The 20,799-nt window shown below is 39.7% G+C and carries 14 protein-coding genes; all 14 read left to right on the forward strand.

The genetic code is table 11. From position 1 onward, the window contains the following. Positions 1 to 3 precede the first annotated feature (3 nt). Positions 4 to 204: a hypothetical protein gene (locus ACHZAX_RS08225; RefSeq protein WP_320018740.1), complete on the forward strand. Its 201-nt coding sequence runs from the start codon at positions 4 to 6 to the stop codon at positions 202 to 204. A gap of 77 nt (positions 205 to 281) precedes the next feature. Further along, complete coding sequence (locus ACHZAX_RS08230; protein ID WP_320018741.1) at positions 282 to 842, forward strand: hypothetical protein; 561 nt, start codon at positions 282 to 284, stop codon at positions 840 to 842. 9 nt (positions 843 to 851) lie between these two features. After that, positions 852 to 2,114: a 4Fe-4S binding protein gene (locus ACHZAX_RS08235; protein WP_320018742.1), complete on the forward strand. Its 1,263-nt coding sequence runs from the start codon at positions 852 to 854 to the stop codon at positions 2,112 to 2,114. Between the two features lie 158 nt (positions 2,115 to 2,272). Next, positions 2,273 to 4,153: an outer membrane protein assembly factor BamB family protein gene (locus ACHZAX_RS08240; protein ID WP_320018743.1), complete on the forward strand. Its 1,881-nt coding sequence runs from the start codon at positions 2,273 to 2,275 to the stop codon at positions 4,151 to 4,153. A gap of 2 nt (positions 4,154 to 4,155) precedes the next feature. Continuing rightward, a complete protein-coding gene (locus ACHZAX_RS08245; protein WP_320018744.1) occupies positions 4,156 to 6,498 on the forward strand; it encodes an NAD(P)H-dependent oxidoreductase subunit E in 2,343 nt (780 codons plus the stop codon). A 96-nt stretch (positions 6,499 to 6,594) separates the two neighbouring features. Continuing rightward, entirely contained in the window at positions 6,595 to 8,142 is a 1,548-nt protein-coding gene (locus tag ACHZAX_RS08250; RefSeq protein ID WP_320018745.1) for a 2Fe-2S iron-sulfur cluster-binding protein, read from the forward strand. A 237-nt stretch (positions 8,143 to 8,379) separates the two neighbouring features. Further along, positions 8,380 to 9,543 carry an outer membrane protein assembly factor BamB family protein gene (locus ACHZAX_RS08255; protein ID WP_320018746.1) on the forward strand — a complete coding sequence of 388 codons (1,164 nt, stop codon included), beginning with the start codon at positions 8,380 to 8,382 and terminating at the stop codon, positions 9,541 to 9,543. Positions 9,544 to 9,879: 336 nt separating this feature from the next. Further along, a complete protein-coding gene (locus tag ACHZAX_RS08260) occupies positions 9,880 to 10,578 on the forward strand; it encodes an ABC transporter ATP-binding protein (RefSeq protein ID WP_320018747.1) in 699 nt (232 codons plus the stop codon). A gap of 74 nt (positions 10,579 to 10,652) precedes the next feature. After that, the gene (locus ACHZAX_RS08265; RefSeq protein WP_320018748.1) at positions 10,653 to 13,937 is read left to right on the forward strand and encodes an FtsX-like permease family protein; all 3,285 of its coding nucleotides are present in this window, start codon (positions 10,653 to 10,655) and stop codon (positions 13,935 to 13,937) included. Between the two features lie 123 nt (positions 13,938 to 14,060). Then, complete coding sequence (locus ACHZAX_RS08270; protein ID WP_320018749.1) at positions 14,061 to 15,281, forward strand: PQQ-binding-like beta-propeller repeat protein; 1,221 nt, start codon at positions 14,061 to 14,063, stop codon at positions 15,279 to 15,281. A 105-nt stretch (positions 15,282 to 15,386) separates the two neighbouring features. Continuing rightward, positions 15,387 to 16,247, forward strand: coding sequence for an ATP-binding protein (locus ACHZAX_RS08275; RefSeq protein WP_320018750.1), 861 nt, complete (start codon positions 15,387 to 15,389; stop codon positions 16,245 to 16,247). A 193-nt stretch (positions 16,248 to 16,440) separates the two neighbouring features. After that, a complete protein-coding gene (locus tag ACHZAX_RS08280; RefSeq protein WP_320018751.1) occupies positions 16,441 to 17,634 on the forward strand; it encodes a radical SAM protein in 1,194 nt (397 codons plus the stop codon). Between the two features lie 374 nt (positions 17,635 to 18,008). Further along, positions 18,009 to 19,619, forward strand: coding sequence for a polyprenyl synthetase family protein (locus ACHZAX_RS08285; RefSeq protein WP_320018752.1), 1,611 nt, complete (start codon positions 18,009 to 18,011; stop codon positions 19,617 to 19,619). 110 nt (positions 19,620 to 19,729) lie between these two features. Then, the gene (locus tag ACHZAX_RS08290; protein WP_320018753.1) at positions 19,730 to 20,713 is read left to right on the forward strand and encodes a prenyltransferase/squalene oxidase repeat-containing protein; all 984 of its coding nucleotides are present in this window, start codon (positions 19,730 to 19,732) and stop codon (positions 20,711 to 20,713) included. Positions 20,714 to 20,799 lie beyond the last annotated feature (86 nt).

Raw genomic sequence — 20,799 nt, forward strand, 5'->3', positions numbered from 1 at the left:
AAGATGATTAACAGAAGAGAATTTTTAAGAAATGGATTTAGAGGCTTGCTTTTAGGAAGTTTGGCTGTGGTGAGCGGAACTCTGATTCTTCGAAATTACGGAGGTGAAGAAGCGTTATGCGATTTTGATTTTCTATGCAAAGGCTGCGATAAGCTAAAAGCTTGCCGACTTCCGGAAGGTGTAAAGTTTAAAGAATCCAAATAGACCTGACAGAGTTTAAAAAAACTGTCAGAGTCGTGTGAGCGACAAATAATGTTTTGTTACTTGATTTTGAATAAAAGATGAAAAAAGACAGAAGAGACTTTCTCAATACCTGTTTTCGTTTTGTGGCGGGAGCTGGTATTGTGGGTGTTGCAGGAGTTTTGGCGGTAAAAAGCCAAAAAGAAGATTTTCTTTGGCAGTTAGATCCTGCAAAATGTACGCAATGCGGACGTTGTGCTACTAGTTGTGTTGTGACACCATCGGCAGTGAAATGCATTCATGTTTACGATATGTGTGGCTATTGTGATTTGTGTGGAGGATATTTTCGCCCAAATGTAAAGAATTTATCAACCGGTGCCGAAAATCAGCTTTGTCCTACCGGAGCAATCAAACGATCTTATGTGGAAGATCCGTTTTTCAAATATGAAATTATTGATGAGCTGTGTATTGGTTGCGGAAAATGTGTGAAGGGCTGTGGTGCATTTGGAAACGGTTCATTGCAGCTTCAGGTTAGTCACGATCTTTGTGTGAATTGCAATCAGTGCGCCATTGCCAGAGATTGTCCTTCCGATGCATTTTCAAGAGTGCCAATTGAACAAGCTTATAAGTTTGCCGGTTTTAAAACAAATAAAAAAATATAATCGATCACAATGAAGAAAAGCTTAGCCTTTATCTCTTTACTGATATTTTTTGTGGGAATGGAATTTGCAGTCTTTTCACAACAGCAGCGTTTCCCTAAACCCGAATTTGAATCGGGTTATACACAGCCGGTTACATCAATGCCGGTGCCACGTGATGGAATGTTTGCTTTATTGGATGTATTGGTGTTAATTGCAGCACTTAGCCTGATTACCTGGTTTATCTTAAAGAAAAGATCAAGAACCGGAGTGGTTGCAGTATCCATTTTTTCCATTTTATATTTTGGTTTTTTTAGGGAAGGATGTGTCTGTTCTGTTGGATCCGTTCAGAATGTCGTTCTTGCATTGTTCAACCCAGGTTATCACATTCCTTTATCTGCCTTGGCATTTTTTGTGATTCCTTTAGCATATACGCTTTTTTTTGGCAGGACATTTTGTGCAGGAGTTTGTCCCTTAGGTGCTGTTCAGGATGTATTTTTAATGCGTCCGGTGACTTTAAAAAAGTGGTTACAGAAAGTCTTGGGGTTAATTCCATACATCTATTTGGGATTATCGGTTTTATATGCAGCTACAGCAACCGACTTTATTATTTGTCGATATGATCCTTTTGTGGGAATTTTCAGATTCAATGCAACATTTTTCATGTTTGCCATCGGAGCAATATTCCTGTTGGTAAGTATTTTTATTGCAAGACCTTATTGTCGGTTTTTTTGTCCTTACGGTGTGATTTTGAACTTGGTAAGCCGAGTATCAAAAAATCATTTGACCATTACACCTTCGAATTGTATTCAGTGCAAACTATGTGAGAGCTCATGTCCTTTGGATGCCATCAACAAACCTGTTGAGGTGAAACAGATGGAAAGCAAAAGATCTGCCACTCGAAGATTTATATTGCTGAGTTTAATTATTCCTGCTTTAATGGTTGTTGGTGGTTGGACTGGTGCAAATTTCCATGAGAATCTGGCAAAAGTAAACTCTAAAGTTCGTTTGGCTGATGAGTTGTTGCATTTCGATTCTAAAACAATGAAAGAGAGTCTGGAAATTGAAGGATTCAGAACTTCAGGAAAACCAGTTGAGCAACTGTATTTGGAAGCTGCCGAAATCGTAAAACAGTTTTATTACGGCGGTTGGATTCTTGGCGCTTTTATTGGTTTGGTTATTGGTTTGGCCTTATCCGGATTATCAAGATACCAATATCGTGAAGATTATTCGCCTGATAAAGGGGCTTGTGTGAGTTGTGCGCGCTGTTTGAAATATTGTCCTGTAGAAAAATAATAGGTAAAACCTGACAGAGTCGAAGACCTGTAAGCGTTTAATTGAATGATAAGATTTTGTGGTGAAAAGAAGGATTAATCAGGTAGAGAAACCTGACAGAGTCGAGGACCTGTAAGTGTTTAATTGAATGATAAGATTTTGTGGTAAAAAATTGATCTATGACTAACAAATTTAAAATAAATCGTACCAACCTATCTCTGTGGAAAGGCATTGCAATGGTGGCAGGAACATTCTCAGTAGTAATTTGCATGTTGGTTTTGGTGAATTACATTCAGATCAACAGAATTGATCCGGTAAATACCGAAGTGATTAACAGTTTGGTTGATCGCCTGAATGATAATCCTAATGATGATCAACTGCGGGAGCAAATCCGTGAAATGGATTTGTTGGTGCGTAAAGCCTATTTCACAAATCAGTGGCAGGTAAAAGCCGGAGGATATTTATTTCTGTTTGGCATTATTGTTACAGCCATCGCTTTGCAGTTATTTTATGCAGGCAAGCAACAGTTACCTCAGATATCCGAAGAGGAAGAAGAGAATATCATCCTGTTTCGCGAAAAAGCAAGGAAATGGATTGTGATTGGTGGTTCTGGAATGGTTGGAATCACAATGATATTTGCGTTTTTGACACATAAGGAGTTGGGAAATCAATTTACCGAGGCTGCTGCAATCGCGAAAGCCAAGCAAGTTGAAACGAATCAAGCGGATGCAACTGTTGTTGAGGTTGTTGTAAAAGAAGAAATAGCAGAGCCTGTTGTTGAAGAGAAAGTTGAAGAAGAGTTTAAGGAAGAGACTCCAAAAGAGGAAACTGTTGTTCCGGCGGCTAAGAAGGAAGAAGTTGCAGCAGAAAAAGTGAAAACCAATTCATACAAAGGAACATATCCAACGAAAGAAATGATGGCAAACTTTCCATCTTTTAGAGGACCGGGAGGAAATGCAATTGCTTATCAAAAAAATATCCCAAATGAGTGGGATGGAGCAAGCGGGAAAAATATCCTGTGGAAACAGCCAGTTCCTATCCATGCTTATAATTCACCTGTAATATGGGGAAACAAATTGTTCCTTTCCGGAGCAAATGCAACAAGTCGTGAAGTTTATTGCTACGATAGAAACAACGGTAAATTACTTTGGACTGCTAAGGCGGATCAAATTTCAGGATCGCCGGCAAATCCACCGGAAGTTACTCCGGATACCGGTCATGCTGCATCGACGGTAACTACAGATGGAAACTCGGTTTTTGCCATATTCTCAAATGGCGATCTGATTGCAGTAGATATGAATGGGAAAAAGCAATGGGCGAAAAATTTAGGTGTCCCTGATAATCATTACGGACATTCATCTTCTTTGATTGTTTTTGAAGACAAGCTGATTGTTCAGTACGATCAGAAAAAAAACTCGAAAGTAATGGCTTTGTCAACCTCAAATGGAGAAGAAGTGTGGAGCACAGTGCGTAAGGTAAGAGTTTCGTGGTCATCTCCTGTGATTGTAAATAACGGAGGACAAGTTGAGATAATACTTGCGGCTGATCCTTGCATTGCTTCTTACGATGTGCATACAGGAAAGGAATTGTGGAAAATAGATTGCATAACGGGTGAGGTTGGCCCTTCGGTTGCTTATGCAAACGGAATTGTATTTGCCTTAAACGAATACGCCAGTTTGGTGGCAATAAAACCGGGAGAAAAGCCTGAGATACTTTGGGAAGCATATGATTATCTTTCCGATGTTCCGAGTCCGATTGCTTACAACGATTTATTGTTTGTGGTAACCAGTTACGGTGCTGTTGCCTGTTACAATGCCAAAGCGGGTGAAATACTTTGGGAAAAGGAGTTTGATGGTGGATTTTATGCATCACCTATATTGGCAGATGGTAAAATCTATTTGATGGATAGAAAAGGAGTAATGCACATTTTTAAGGCAGAGAAGGAATATGTGGAAATTGCAGCATCAGCTTTGGGCGAAAAATCTGACGCATCGCCAGCTTTCGCAGATGGCAGAGTGTACATTCGTGGAGAGAAAAATCTTTATTGCATAGGGAAATAGATATGGAGAAGATGATCGATTTTGTTGATGGAGTTGTTGCTGATATTGGGAAAGAGCCGGATAAGGTAATTCCAATTTTGCAGACAATTCAGGGGAAATTTAACTATTTACCCGAATCTGCTTTGAAAAGAGTTTGTGAAATTACAAGCATTACAGAAGCTCAAATCACCGGGATTTCAACTTTCTACTCGCAGTTTCGTCATCAGCCGGTGGGGAAACATATTATTCGGGTTTGTGTTGGTACAGCTTGTCATGTAAAAGGAGCCAAACAGGTTTACGATGGTTTTCGCCGCGAATTGGGTTTGGAAAAAGGTGTGGATACTGATTCTCAGAAGCTTTTTACGGTTGAAGAAGTTGCCTGTTTGGGGTGTTGTACACTCGCACCAGTGGTTCAGATTGATGCGGTTACTTACGGTCATGTTGAAACGGGCAAAGTAGCTGAAATTATAGAGGATTTTAAAAATCTGGCGCCAAGCGAAGAAAAAATTGTGAGAGAAGTAACTGAAGAAGGGATCTCTCAGGGTGAAATTAGAATTGGTTTAGGTTCCTGTTGCATTGCAAGCGGTAGTTCGGGAGTAAAAGAGGAACTGGAAAAGACATTGGCTGAGAACAAGATTAAAGTAGATGTGAAACAGGTTGGCTGTGTTGGTGTTTGCAATCAGGTTCCCATGATGGAAATCCATAAAAATGGGGAAGAAGCAGCCTACTACACGAAAATCAATGCAAATGAAGTCGGCGAAATCATAGAGAAACACTTTCGCTCGGAGAATTGGATGAGTCGTTTCAAAAACCGCTTTTACAATTACGCTGAGAACCTTACTTTTTCAGATATACCTAAAAGTTCGAATCGATACAATGTGAATGAAGAACATACACCAATTGCGGAGTTCCTGAAAGGACAGGTTAATATAGCAACAGAATATCGTGGAGAAATTATGCCTTCCGATTTTGATGAATACAAAGCAAAAGAAGGTTTTACAGCCTTAGAAAAATGTTTAAATGAACTTTCGGCGGATGAAATTATTTCTCAAATTGAGCAAAGTGGGTTAAAAGGTCGAGGTGGTGCCGGTTTCCCTTCGGCAATCAAATGGAAAATGGTTCAGAATGCAAAGTCTGATCTAAAATATATTATTTGTAACGGTGATGAGGGAGATCCAGGCGCATTTATGGATCGAATGTTATTGGAATCTTATCCGTTTCGAATTATTGAAGGAATACTAATTGGTGCGTATGCAGTGGGTGCGACCGAAGGTCGTTTGTACATTCGAGCAGAATATCCACTGGCGGTAAAGCGGATTAAGGAAGGTCTGGAGATCTGCAAAAGTAAAGGATTGTTAGGGAAAAACATTTTAGGTTCTGATTTTTCTTTTGAATTGAAAGTATTCGAAGGAGCGGGAGCTTTTGTATGTGGTGAAGAGACTGCCTTAATTGCATCTATTGAAGGAAAACGGGGAATTCCGCAGCTGCGGCCACCGTATCCGGCAGAGAAAGGATTATGGAATCAACCCACTCTAATCAACAATACAGAAACTTTTTCTTTGATTCCATACATTATTAGAAATGGTGCGGAAGCATTCAGTAAAATTGGAACAGAGAAAAGCAAGGGAACAAAAGTGTTTGCCTTGGCAGGAAAAATTAACAGAGGAGGATTGATTGAAGTTCCTATGGGAATTACGATCAAGCAAATTGTTGAAGAAATTGGCGGAGGAATTGCTAATGGAAAACAATTTAAGGCGGTTCAGATTGGTGGACCTTCGGGTGGCTGCATTCCTGCTTCCATGTCCGATACAGCAATCGATTTTGATTCTTTGAAGGAAGTGGGCGCTATGATGGGATCGGGAGGATTAATCGTTTTGGATGAATCGGATTGCATGGTAGATATTGCGCATTACTTTTTATCCTTTACTCAGGAAGAATCTTGCGGACGTTGCACATTTTGTAGAATTGGAACCCAACGCATGTTGGAAATCCTGCAAAAGATAAAGACAGGAAAAGGAAAATTGAGCGATTTGGATCTGCTGGAACAGTTGGCCATAAATACTCAAAAAGGAAGTATTTGTGGTTTGGGAAGAACAGCTCCAAATCCAGTATTATCAACCTTAAAGTATTTCCGGCACGAATACGAAGCTCATATTAATGGCGAATGCCCGTCTGGGAAATGCGAGGACTTAATTCGCTACGAAATAAACGACAATTGCACGGGTTGCACAAAATGTGCCCAACGCTGTCCTGTAGATGCAATCAAAGCAAAACCTTACGAATTGCACGAGGTCGACAATGAATTGTGCATTAAATGCGATATCTGTAAACAAATTTGTCCGGTAGATGCTGTGGAGATAAAGTAAGCAGAAGAGATGACCTGACAGCGTTTGAAGATCCTGTCAGCGTCTTGAATTGATGAATACTAATTACGAATTATCAATTAGGAATTACGATACAAAATGCCAAAACTAACAATAGACAATATAGCCATTAATGTTCCCGAAGGAACGACCGTTTTGAATGCCGCACGTTCCATCGGAATTGAGATTCCCAGTATGTGTTATTTGGAGGGATGTAGCAATCATCCTACCTGCATGGTTTGTATGGTGCGAAACAACAAGAATCAGCAAATGCTTCCTTCCTGTGCTACCATTGTAACCGAAGGAATGAATTTGGCCAGTAATGATGCTGAGGTGTTTGAAGCACGCAAGGAGGCTGTTGAATTGTTATTGAGCGATCATGTTGGAGATTGCGAGGCTCCTTGTCGGGTGGCTTGTCCGGCATATATGGACATACCGAAAATGAACCGATTCATTGCCGTTGGTAAATTCGATGAGGCTTTGAAGATTGTAAAAGAGGAAATTGCCCTTCCGGGGATTTTAGGACACATTTGTTCCGCTCCCTGTGAGAAAGTTTGCCGACGCAAAGATGTTGATCAGGCAGTTTCTATTTGTTTGTTAAAACGTATTTCTGCTGAAGAAGAAGAGTCTTTCTATCTTCCTAAGAAGAAAGGAGCAAGTGGTAAAAAAGCAGCAGTTATTGGTTCTGGTCCGGCTGGATTATCGGCAGCCTATCATTTGGTAAAAGATGGACATGCCTGCGAGCTATTCGAGAAAGAAAATCGCTTGGGAGGAAGTTTGCATGAATCTATCGAAAAAGGCGGGTTGCCTGAAAGTATCTTGGCAAAGGAAATAGAGATATTGAAGCAATTTGGTGTCGTTTTTCATATCAATCAAAAAATTGAAAAAGAGAACTGGGAACAGATTAAATCCGGTTTTGATGCTGTAATTCTGGCAACAGGAAGTGCACTTGAAAATATTGAAGATTTGGATTTAAAATCAGCGAAGACTGGCTTATGGGTAGACAATGACACTTTCGCTACCGATCAAATAGGAATTTTTGCAACAGGCAGCGCAATCCGTACTCAAAAAATGGCTGTGAAAGCCGTGGCAATGGGAAAAGAAACAGCATGGTCAGTCGATGAATTTTTACGAAATGGAGAAGGAAAAGCAACAAAACGAACTTTCAATTCACGATTTGGAACACTGCGAAAAGAAGAGATGAGTGAGTATTTGAAAGAATCGGTTTCGGGTGATCGTGTGGAGGCAAAATCCGAAAAGGGATTTACGAAAGAGGAGGCCATGCAGGAAGCTGCCAGATGTTTGCATTGCGATTGCCGCAAACTGGACAATTGTAAGCTTCGTGTTTGTGCAGACATACACAATGCCGATCGCAGAAGATTTTCATTTGGTGAGCGAAATAATGTGGTGAAATATTACAATCATGAGAGTATTATTTACGAGCCCGAAAAGTGCATTAAGTGCGGACTTTGCATCGAAATTGCCGGTAAACACAAGGAAGAAACAGGATTGACCAATATCGGACGGGGTTTTACCGTTAAAGTATCGGTACCTTTTAATCAAGATATTAATAAAGCATTGACTGTTGCCGCAAAAGAATGCGCAATGGCTTGTCCTACGGGGGCGATATCGCTTCGCTCAAATTAGGAATTAATAGTTAAAACCTCACCCTTAATCCCTCTCCTCGAGGAGAGGGAAATTTAGAATATTAAAATAGGATGAGGAATATGAAATTGTTTTCAATGCTAAACTCCCCTTCGCCTTTAGGAGAAGGGACTGGGGGATGAGGTTAAAAGAAATTATGAATTATCAATTAATAATTAAAAAGAAAGACCTGACAGCGTTCTTGAACCTGTAAGAGTCAGGTGATTACAATTAGAAATTATGAAATTCTTACATCTCACATCTCAGATCTCACATCTTGTCAATCGACGGGTTAAAAGGCTAGTATTCCTGCTGGTTTTGATAATAGGTGTATCTGTTTCATCTTACGGTCAAAACAAGCACAATTGGCTGTCTTTCCGTGGCAATTCAAGCCTTAGCGGGATAACAGAAGCCAATGCACTCAAAGCGCCTAAATTATTGTGGAGCTTCAAAACAGGCGATGCCATTAAATCATCACCCATTATCAGTAACGGAAACATATTTGTTGGCTCTAATGATGGGAAATTGTACGCAATTTCAAAAAACGGCGAACTAAAATGGAAGTTCGATGCCAAAACATCGGTGGAAGCATCGCCATTGTATCTGGATGGAAACGTTTATTTTGGTTCCCTGGAAGGAATTTTTTATTGTTTAAATGCAACAACTGGTGAGTTGAAGTGGAAATATGCAACTGATGGTCAGATTTCGGGATCGGCAAGTTGGTTTACCGATAAATCGAGTAAGCAAAAGAAAATTTTATTCGGAAGCTACGATTTTAATTTGCACTGTGTTGATGCAAAATCAGGCCAACTGCAGTGGAAGTATGAATCTGATAATTACATCAACGGAGCCGCTTCCTGCAATGGTGAAATTGCCGTGTTTGGCGGTTGCGATGGTTTTCTTCATCAAGTGGATGTTAAAACAGGGAAGGCAAAAAACAAGTTGGATATTGCCACTTACATTGCCTCATCGGTTGCTTTGGATAGAAATCAGGCTTATTTCGGAAATCACGATGGTGAATTTTTCTGTGTGGATTATGCAAAAAACCAAGTGAAATGGAAGAAAGAGGGAGCGGTTTCCTATTTGGCATCACCCTCAGTTTCTGCCGATCAGGTAATTATTGGCGCTGAAAACAGACAGGTTTACTGTTTCGATAAAGAAAACGGGAACATTCAATGGCAATTCAAAAGCAAAAATAAAATTGAAGCATCGCCTGTAATTGCTGGTAATTCGGTTGTTATTGGTTCGGGAGATGGCAGAATATATGTGTTGGATCGAAAAACGGGCACACAAGTTTGGGCTTACGAACTTGGAAGAGCCATTGTAGGAACGCCTGCTGTGGTGGAAGGGATGATTGTTGTTGCCTGCATGGATGGAAGTGTTTATGCTTTTGGAGAAAAGTAAAAACGCTGAAAGCCTTGCGATGGTTGGCTACTTACCCCGATGGGAGACCGAATTAAGCGATAGGAGACCGTTTTACCCGATGGAAGGCTTACTTTAGGCGATGGGAGACTGTTTTGCCCGATGGACGATGGAATTCCCCCGATGGGAGTCTGTTTTTATGCGATGGAAGGCAATTTTTCCCGATGGACGGTAAAATACATCGAAGGACAGGCTGATTTTAACGAAGCAGGAACTGCATAGAACGAAAAAATGCTCCATTAAGAGCAAATATTGATATTTTGAGACCTGACAGGTTTTAAAAATCTGTCAGGTCTGGAATTTAATTAGGAAAATGATATGATTGTAGAACTAAAGAACATCAGTAAATACTACCAAAACTCAGGTAGCGATAATAAGAGAATCATATTGGATGATCTTTGTTTGGCTGTTGAAAAGGGGGATAGCATTGCTATTGTTGGTCCGTCAGGATCGGGGAAAAGTACCTTGCTGAATGTGATTAGTTCTTTGGATACAGTCAATTCGGGCAGTGTGATTTTCGACGGGAAAGATTTATCGAAGAAGAATGAGAAGGAATTGGCCAATTTTCGCAATCAGAATTTGGGTTTTGTCTTTCAGTCGCATCACTTGCTGCCTCAGTTGAATCTGATTGAGAATGTTTTGCTGCCATTTATCCCTGTAAGGGATAAAAAGCAGAAGCAGGAAGCTGAAAAAAGAGCATTAGAACTGCTGGATTTTGTTGGATTATCGGAATTGATCTATCAGCGTCCGGGACAAATGTCGGGTGGAGAGTGCCAGCGTGCAGCGGTAGTTCGTGCCTTAATTCACGAGCCAAATCTGCTTCTTGCCGATGAGCCAACAGGTTCGCTGGATAAAATAGCTGCAGAGCAATTGGGCGATTTATTGGTGAGCATCAATCAGAAACAAGGTGTTTCGGTAGTTGTAGTCACTCACTCAATGGATTTGGCAAAAAAAATGAAGAAGATTTATCAGTTGGAAGAAGGAAGTTTAAAACAATTAACAATTGGTAATGAATAATTAATAAAAGAAATTGAGGTTTATTAAAGACAATAATTATTCATTTCTCATTCTTAATTACTAATTGATATTACATGAATATCTTTAAATACATCACCAAAAGTCTCTGGTTCTTCAGAAAGCAACATTTTGCTGTTTTTTTGGGAACAATTGTGAGTACTGCCGTTCTTACTGGAGCACTTATTATTGGTGATTCGGTAAAATACAGCTTGCACGATCTGGTAAACCTTCGTTTGGGCAAGGTGGAATATGCCATGCCTGCAGGCGATAGATATGTTCGTGCTGAATTGGCAAAAGAGATACAGGCAGATCTAAATGGGAATGTAGCTGCTCTTTTGCAGGTGAAAGGAATTGCAATTCAACCAGAAAATAATACTCGAACGAACAATATTCAGGCTTATGGGGTTGATCAGGAATTTTGGAAATTCTCTTCTGCTCAGGAAACTGATCTGAAAAATGGGGAAGCATCCGTCAGTTCGAATCTGGCAGATAAAATGAACCTGAAAATTGGGGATGAGTTTCTGTTGCGGGTTGAAAAGGGCAGCTTGATTCCCGCCAATGCGCCTTTTGTTTCTGATGAAGATCAGACAATCGCTTTGCGGGTAAAGGTGAAAGCCATCGCAGGAGATCAGGAACTGGGTCGATTTAGCTTAAAAAATAATCAGCTTGCACCCTACAATGTTTTTCTTTCAAGAGATTATCTGGACAAAGAAATGGAATTGGAAGGAAAAGCAAATCTTCTTCTTTTAGGAAAATCCGATCACACGCAAAATGAAATTCAAGAATGCCTGAAAAGACATTGGCGATTGCAAGATGCTGGTCTTGAAATCCGTTCTGTTACAAGAAAAGATCAGTTGGAATTGATTTCGGATCGTGTGTTTATCGATACTCCAATTTCAGATGAAATAGAGAAAATCGCAATTGATCAGCAATCGCTCTTGACTTACTTTGTGAACCGCATCAGCAGTAAGGAGAAAGAAACTCCTTACTCGTTTGTGTCTGCCATCAATGGTGATTCACGCTTGTCGAATCTGTCTGATGGGGAAATGATTATTAATCAGTGGTTGGCTGACGATCTGGATGCCAAAGCAGGAGATACCATATCTCTCGATTACTTTATGATAGGAGCCTTGAGAGCTCTGGAAGAACAGAAGCAGACATTTGTGGTCAAGGAAATTTTGCCTTTAGATAGTGATTTACTGGATCAATCCATGATGCCATCCTTTCCGGGATTATCAGATGCAGGCAGCTGTAACGAGTGGGAAGCTGGTGTTCCTGTTGATTTTTCCAAAATCCGTCCGAAAGACGAAGACTACTGGAAGCAGTACAAGGGAACTCCCAAAGCATTTATTTCACCGGCAAAAGCAGTTGAATTGTGGAGCAATAAATATGGAAAATATACTGCGTTCCGATTTAATGAAAAGGAATTGAATCAGAACGATTTAGAGAAACTCATGCTTTCGGTAATGAGTCCTAACTTGCTTAATTTGAGCTTCGTATCTGTTCATAGTGAAGGTGTTTCGGCGGCAAATAATATGGTCGATTTTGGTGAGTTGTTCCTAAGTCTCAGCTTCTTCATCATTTTTGCAGGAGTATTGTTAACCATCCTAATTTATTCTTTAAATCTCGATAGCAGAAGTCAGGAAAATGGGATTCTCCTGAGTTTGGGTTTCCCTAAATCTCAAATACTGCGAATCAGAATTTACGAATCATTAGTGACTGTAGTTGTTGGAGGATTGGTTGGCGTTTTTGGTGGTGTTTTATACAACCACCTGCTGTTAAAAGCTTTAAATTCGGTGTGGACTGATGTGGTTCGTACCAACATGCTGAGTGTTCATCTGCGCGGAACGACATTGTTTGCAGGTTTTGCAATTGGCTTGGTGGTGGCTGTGCTTTGTATTTGGTGGCTTACACGTAAAAAGCTAAAGAAAACAGCAAGCGCGCTCATTCAAAATACCATTGATGAAAACAGTTCTGCTAAAAGGAGTTGTATTTCAATTTTAATAGTTTTCCTTTCAATACTAGGCACTGCCGGTATGATTGCCTATGCATTTGCATCCTCTCTGGATCAAAATGCTGAATTATTGCTGTCTGCCGGAGGCTTGTTTATGATTGGAGCCTGTGCTTTTGTTTACATGTACTTGCAAAAATTGAGTTCAACCAGAAGTAGTAAAACACCTTCTTTATTGCAGCTGGCAATAAAGAATAGTGCACGAAACCGCAGGAGAAGTTTAGCAAGTGTCGCATTATTGGCACTGGGTACATTCTCTGTTCTGATTACGGGAGCCAACCGCAAAACATTCTTCGATACCGAAAATGCGGACAAATCGGGTACAGGTGGTTATGAATACTGGATAGAAAGCACGATGCCTGTTTTATTTGATCTAAATACTGCAGAAGGAATTGAGAAAGCCGGATTTTGGAAAGGCGATCTCGATTCCACCACACAATTTGTACAGTTCAGAGCCTTGGAAGGAGATGATGCCAGTTGTTTGAATCTAAATCAGGTGCAGAAACCCAGAATATTGGGATTCGATCCTTTGCTGCTGGATCGAAAAGGTGCTTTTTCGTTTGCAAAACTCACCGGCGATGTCGATTCTGAGCATCCATGGCAAGTCTTGAATAAAGATTTAGGAGAAAATGTGATTCCTGCCTATGCCGATCAGACAGTTATTGTTTGGGGCTTGAAAAAAGCAGTTGGCGATACCTTGATCTATCAAAACGAATTCGGAAAAGACATCAAATTGATTCTTATGGGAGGTTTGAACAATTCCATCTTTCAGGGGAACATCTTAATCTCTGATAATCAGTTTCAAAAACACTTTCCATCAATTAGCGGATCAAAAGTATTGTTGATTGATTCACAGAAAGATAGTGATGGCCAATTGATGCAAAAGTTTGAAAATAACCTTCAGGACTTGGGTGTTTCAGGAATGAAAACATCCGATCGTTTGGCCGCTTTTTATTCGGTTGAAAACACCTATTTAAGCATGTTTATGTTCTTGGGAGGCTTGGGTGTAATCATCGGAACCATAGGTTTGGGAATTGTATTAATGCGAAACATCATGGAACGTAAAAAGGAATTGGCTTTGCTTTCTGCAATCGGTTATCAGCAAAATAGTATTTTCAAATTGCTGTTTTACGAGAATCTATTTCTATTGCTTGCCGGATTGGCTTGTGGACTGGGTGCAGCATTAATTGGAGTGCTTCCATCACTGTTATCTCCGTCATTTCATATGCCGGTAGGATATATCCTGACATTGCTGTTTGGTATTTTAATCAGTGGATTGATCTGGATTTGGATTCCTGCACGACAAATCAAAAAATACAATATTGTTGAAGCATTAAAGAATGAATAAAACTAAACTATCATACTAAAACTAACCCAATGAAACGTACATGCCAGGTAATTATAGCACACAGGAAGATGATTATTCCAGCATGATAAGTTCCATGTGGCAAAAACTTAAAATTATAAACACATGAAAAATTTAAGCATCCTAATTATTGCCGTACTCTTGTTTGCTTGTAACGCCAAACAGAAAAAAGTGAGCGAATGGAGAGGTGAGAACCGTTCCGGTATTTATAATGAAACCAATTTATTGAAAGAATGGCCCGCTGATGGTCCAAGTTTGCTTTGGGCTATTGATAGTGTTGGCAATGGCTATGGCTCACCGGTAATTTGTGAAAATACAATGTATTTAAATGGTGAAATTGATAGCCTTGCTTACCTGATATCTCTTGATTTGCAGGGAAATATACTTTGGGAAACTGAATTTGGAACAGATTGGATGGAAAACTTTATTGGAAGTCGTTCAGCTCCAACTGTGGTTGATGATTTGGTATATGTTGCCTCAGGAATGGGCGATATTGCCTGTATTGATGCCAATTCCGGTGAATTGAAGTGGAAAGTGAATATGCTGGAAAAATATGAAGGTAAGAACACTCGTTTTGGATATTCTCAATCTTTATTGGTAGATGGCGATTTGGTGTTTGCTGCACCTGGCGGAGCCGAAAACAATATTATTGCCTTAAATAGATTTACCGGCGAAATGGTTTGGACTAACCCGGGAGTTGGTGAGATTTCTGCTTATTGTTCTCCATTATTACTGGAATTTCCATCTCGAAAAGTTTTGGTAACTTTCTCAGACAATGCTTTAATGGGTATCGAATCGCAAACAGGAAAACTATTGTGGACAGAACTGCAGGATACGCTTTGCGATATCAATGGAAACACACCAATTTTTGAAGATGGTTACCTGTATTACGTTACCGGATGTGGTAATGGAACCGTAAAAATGAAAGTTTCTGAAGACGGAAGTCAAATCACGGAAGTGTGGAGAAATAAAGATTTAGACAATATTATGGGGGGTGCTGTAAAATTAAATGGCAAAATCATCGCATCAGGTCATCGCAAGAAGGTTTGGAAGAGTGTTGATGCTGAGACCGGAGAGACTCGGGATACATTAAGTTTTGGTCGTGGATCAACTATTGCTGCCGATGGAATGTTGTACTGTTACAACGAAAGAGGTCAGGTTGGCTTGGTAAAGGTAACACCTGAAAGTATGGAGTTGGTAAGTAAATTTAAAGTGACCAAAGGAACCAAAGAGCATTTTGCTCAGCCGGTAATCAACAACGGTGTTTTATACATCCGTCATGGAGATGCTCTGCTGGCATATGATATTAAGGCAATTAAGAATTAAATAATTGACTGGGAGAATCAATAAAAAGGTAATTAGTAACCAGCTATTAGTGATTAGTAAACTAAGAGCTGTGTACTAACTTACGATGTACTAAATACTAAAAAAATGAGCAAACAAATATTTATTTGCGGGTGCGAGAAGGATGGAAAGATCGAAAAAGCTTCGGTTCAGAAGTTGATCAGCACTCTGGAAGATAAGAATATAGCTTATACCTATATTGAGGACATGTGTGGTACAATTTTGAAGAATCCGGATGATTTGGAAAGTTTGTACAATGCAAAAGATGCTATTGTTTTTGGTTGTCAGACTCGTGCGATGCAACATTTAGTGGACAACTCAGGACGAAAAGCAGATGGGAATGGCACAGAATATCATCATGTGGAGGAAGAAGGTAGGGATGAGCTTATTTCTGCATTGGAATCGAACACCGGAGCACCTTTAAAAATTAAATATTCTGATTCCTGGAAGCCTTGGTATCCGGTAATTGATTACGAGCGTTGCAACGGATGCCGCAAATGCCTGAACTTTTGTTTGTTTAGTGTTTATTCTGTTGAGGATGACGGAACTGTTGTGGTTTCAGCTTCGGCGAATTGTAAGGACATGTGTCCTGCCTGTGCCCGTGTTTGTCCTCAGAATGCAATTATTTTCCCAAAGCACGCCGAAAGTCCAATAGATGGTGGTGAAGGTGATGGTACCGAAAATGAAAAGACAGATATTTTGGAACAAATTCAGAACGATGATGTTTATTCTGTTTTAAGTGCTCGCAGAAAGAATTTTCAGGTTTCCTTACTGAAAAAAGATCAGTTTAAGATGGCTGAAGAGGAGCGCCGGGCTTGCTGCAGCGGAGCTGATAAAAAAGAAGAAGAAAAGAAAGCTGAGAAATGTGACTGTGACTGCAATTGTAAGGATGATTCGGAAAGTAACTGCGATTGCAAAGATGGTGATTCAAACTCGAGCTGTTGTTAAAAAAAAAGTAACTAGTAGTTAGTTATTGGTAACTAGTCTTTAGCTTGAAATGAGTTTCAAGTAATACTAATTACATTGTACTAATTACTGTGTACTAATTACTGTGTACTAATTACTGTGTACTAATTACTGTGTACTAATTACTATTTACTCAGTACTAAATACTAACTACTCAGTACTAATTACTAAAAAAATGATATTTTCTCTCGGAACAAGAATACTAAAACAGGTGGATGCCCGATTGCTTTGGAAACTTGGCTATAATTTGGGCTGGAAGGGGATGAAAGCGGTTTCGAAACACAAGAAACGTCTGAAAAACGGTGAGTTGTATCCTGCTTTTATGATGATTTCGATTACTGATAATTGCAATCTAAATTGTCAGGGCTGTTGGGTAACAATCAACAATCAATCCAAGGGAATGGATATGGAAACTTTGAATAATATCATTGTTTCCAGTAAAAAGAAAGGGTCTTACTTCTTTGGCTTATTGGGAGGTGAACCCTTGATGTATCCTCATTTAATGGAGGTAATTGAACAACATCCCGATTGTTATTTTCAGATGTTCACCAATGGGACTTTGCTGACGGATGAAGTGGCGCAAAAGCTTCGAAAACTTGGCAATGTATCGCCGCTGATTAGTGTGGAAGGTCTGCAGGATGTGAGTGATATCCGAAGAGGAGCCAATAATGTATATGGCAGAACCATGCATGGAATTGAGGCTTCTACCAAGAATAAATTGTTCACTGGTGTTGCTACAAGCGTATGCAAGTCCAATTTTAAGGATTTGGTGAACGAGGAATTTGTGAATTCCTGCATCAAAAAAGGAATTCACTACCTGTGGTTTTACATTTATCGTCCTGTAGGTGAACGTCCAAATACCGATTTGGCTTTATCTGAGGAAGAGATTTTGGAATTGCGGCAATTTATGGTTGATATCCGGGTGAAAGCTCCTTTAATGATTATCGATACATACTGGGACGAGAAAGGACAAGCCATATGTCCCGGAGCTTTGGGCTTGTCGCATCACATCAACCCTTATGGGGATATCGAATTTTGTCCGCCAATTCAATTTGCAGGCGAAACAGTTGGCGATGGCTCTGATATTGCCAATATCATCGAGAATTCAAAATTCATTGCAGGCTTGCGAAAAGGCATCAACGAGTGTACTCAAGGATGTATTTTATTAGATAATCCACAGGAATTGTATACGATCTTAAAAGATGTAAGTGCTTATGATTCATCGAAAAGGAATGCCTCATTTAAAGAATTAAATAAAATGAAGCCTTGTGCAGGTCATCACATACCAGGAAAAGAAATTCCAGAGAAAAGTTGGGTTTATCGCTTTGCCAAAAAGCATTCTTTCTTTGGCTTTGGAGCATACGGATAGGAGAATTAGGAATTAATAATTACGAATTAAAAATATTGCAGTTTTTAAAGTACTTCTCCTTTAGGAGCTACTCTTTATACAAATCTTGTTGCTCTTGATTTTTTTCAACCAACAAGAAGTATAAAAGGATAATATCAGGAATTAACACCCTTTTGCCTGTCGGCACTTCCCCTCAAGAAGGGAAGATTCTGTTTGTGAACGATTCTCCCATTTTAAGGGGAGATGTTCGAAGAACAGAAGGGTGCTTAGGTTTATAATCAAACTATTGCCTGGGAAAGTAAATATTTGGGTATAAAGAGTAGCTTTAGGAGAGAGATTTAAGATGAGGTTCTAAACCTTGCTAATTGTTAACTGATCACTGTTAATTGTAAAAAATGATTGTAAGAAACAACCAGCCAAATATAAGCTTCGGAAACGATTTGCCTCAGCATCCTGAAAAGTTGAAGCAGATTCGTGATTTGATCAGAGATTACGCTGCCGAATGCGAATTGATACCGCCTTTGCAGGAAGAGGAAGTCATTTTTCATTCCGGTGAATTGATCAGCAAGCATCCCGAGTTGTTTTTGTATCAAAAACTTTTGGCTGTGATGATTAACAATTATGCATGGAGTCATATTGTTGCCGGAATTCCTTTTAACCGCAGAATTCTTTTATTGCCTAAGTGCATTAGTCATTCTACTCAATGCCCGGCAAAGTACGATGAACTCGGATTGCTTTGTGAGCAATGCGGTCGCTGCGATTTGGCTGAAATCATTTCTCAGGCTGATGAATTGGCCTATCACACCATTGTTACTGAAGGAACTACTTCGGCAAGTTTACTTTTATCTTCAGGTCAGGTAGAATGTGTGATTGGTGTAGGTTGCCTGCATTCCTTTGAACGTTCGTTTCCTTTGGCAGTAAAAGAGGCTGTTCCATCCCTTGCAATTCCTTTGTATAATAATGATTGTAAGGATTCTAAAGTGGATAAAATCTGGTTGGATGAAGTGCTTTCTATGCGCAGTGAAACAAATTGGAAAGGATGGATTGATCTGGATTCCATAAAATCAGTAGTAAAAGATTGGTTTTCAATGGCTCAATTAAAGTCTCTTTTTGGACAGGATGATGATACTGTGGATATTGCAGTTCGTTGGATGGAGACTGATGGAAAACGCTGGCGGCCGATTATCATGCTTGCGGTTTTCGATGCTTTAAGCGGAGAGAACTGTGAATATGACGAAACGATTAAAAAATTGGCTGTTTCCATAGAATGTTTTCACAAAGCTTCCTTGATTCATGATGATATTGCTGATGAAGATGATGAGAGATATGGAAAACCAGCTCTTCATAAAGAATATAATATTCCTGTTGCCTTAAATGTGGGAGATTTATTGTTAGGCTTTGGTTATCAGTTAATCGCTGAATCGGAGGCAAAACACATTCGAAAATTATTGAAAATTGCCGCTTACGGACATCGGGATTTGTCGCTTGGACAAGGTGAGGAGCTCTTGTGGAGAAACAATGAGAGATTACTTACAAAGGAAGAGATCCTGCGTATTTTTAGCAACAAAACATCTCCCGCATTTGAGGTGGCACTGCAATTTGGCGCAATTTTAGCAGATGCTGATGAAGCTGTTTTAAATATCATATCGGAGTATAGCAAGGCTTTGGGTATCGCATATCAAATTAATGATGATTTGGATGATTTCAAGCAAAAAAGGATTGTCAGTGGATTTAATACCGTTCAGCCATCTTTGGTTTCAACTCTTTTGAACCAAAAGCATCCGGAAAAGATGCAGGAATGGTTCGAGCGAACAAAGAATGGGGATGAAAGCATCACTACAGAGTTTTTACAATGGCCGGAGACCAAACAGGCAATGAAGGAGGCTGAAGAAATGCTGAATATTTACAAGCGAAATGCTTTGAAAGCCTTACGATCATTAATTAATCCAACATTGAAAATATTATTGACACGGCTGGTGAATCGAATTGTTCCTGAAAATTCATAAACCCCCAACCCCCTGGGGGGCGACTGACTTTTACAAGTTGTATTTTTAAAAGTCCCCTTTAGGGGATTTAGGGGCTAAAAAAAGATTATAAATATACAATTCATATCATTTTGAAGAAAAATATAAACTGCAATCAATTCATACTCGAAGCACTTTTAAAAGCAACGGAAGTACTTAGCGAAGAGGCATTAAATCAAATTAAATTCTTTTTAGTTTCTCAACAATACAAAGAAGGAGGATTTATGGATCGGGCAGGAAATGCTGATTTATACTATTCGGTGTTTGGCTATACTCTGGCTCTGATTTTAGATGTTAAACTGGATGTTTTGGAAGAACGAAAATTTCTAAAAAGGATAAAACAGGAAGGGAAACTTGATTTTGTACATTCAATTTGTTTTGTTCGATGCGATTTCTTGCTGCATCTGATTGATTTGCGGCAAAAATCCAGATTGTCTGCTTCTAAATTCCTTAGCATTAGTTTTGCTAAAGATCTAATTCTTGGAAAAGTAGTGAAATCATTGAGAATTAATTGCTCTGCATTGTTATGGGAGTTGGAGGAATATATAGCAAGCGACAACGGATACAATCACAACAAAAAAGGTGCATCCAAATCTACCATTTACGCAAATTATCTGATGTGGACACTTTATCAGGATTTGCAAACCGAGCAGGACGTTTTGGATGAGATTACAGATGCAAATACATCATTAAGAGCTGAAAACGGATCATTTGCCAATGAAGAGAACAGCATTGACGGTGTTACTTCGTCAACTGCGGCAGGACTGATCATGTGTTCAAACAGTGGGTTGGAAGAAATGGTGAAAACAAAGGAATGGCTGAAACAAGTGCTAACCAAACGCGGGGGATTCAAAGCCGCAGAAGGTGTTCCTCTTGCTGATCTGTTGTCTACTTCAACAGCGCTTCTTGCTTTGCAGGTAACGGGAGAAAATATGCAGGATTATGCTGAAAATTCCGTAAATTTCATCAATCTGCACTGGGATGAGTCCGGTGGCTTCTTTGGCAGTATTGCGGATATGACCTGTGATGTGGAATATACCTACTATGCGCTTTTGGGTTTAGGAGTACTTTCTTAAGTTATGGGTTATGAGTTATGAGTTATGAGTTATGAGTTGCGGATTTCATTGTCATCCCGGGGAACCGGGGGATCTGTTGAGTAGGG

This window comes from Labilibaculum manganireducens, assembly GCF_963665805.2.
GTDB lineage: Bacteria > Bacteroidota > Bacteroidia > Bacteroidales > Marinifilaceae > Labilibaculum > Labilibaculum manganireducens.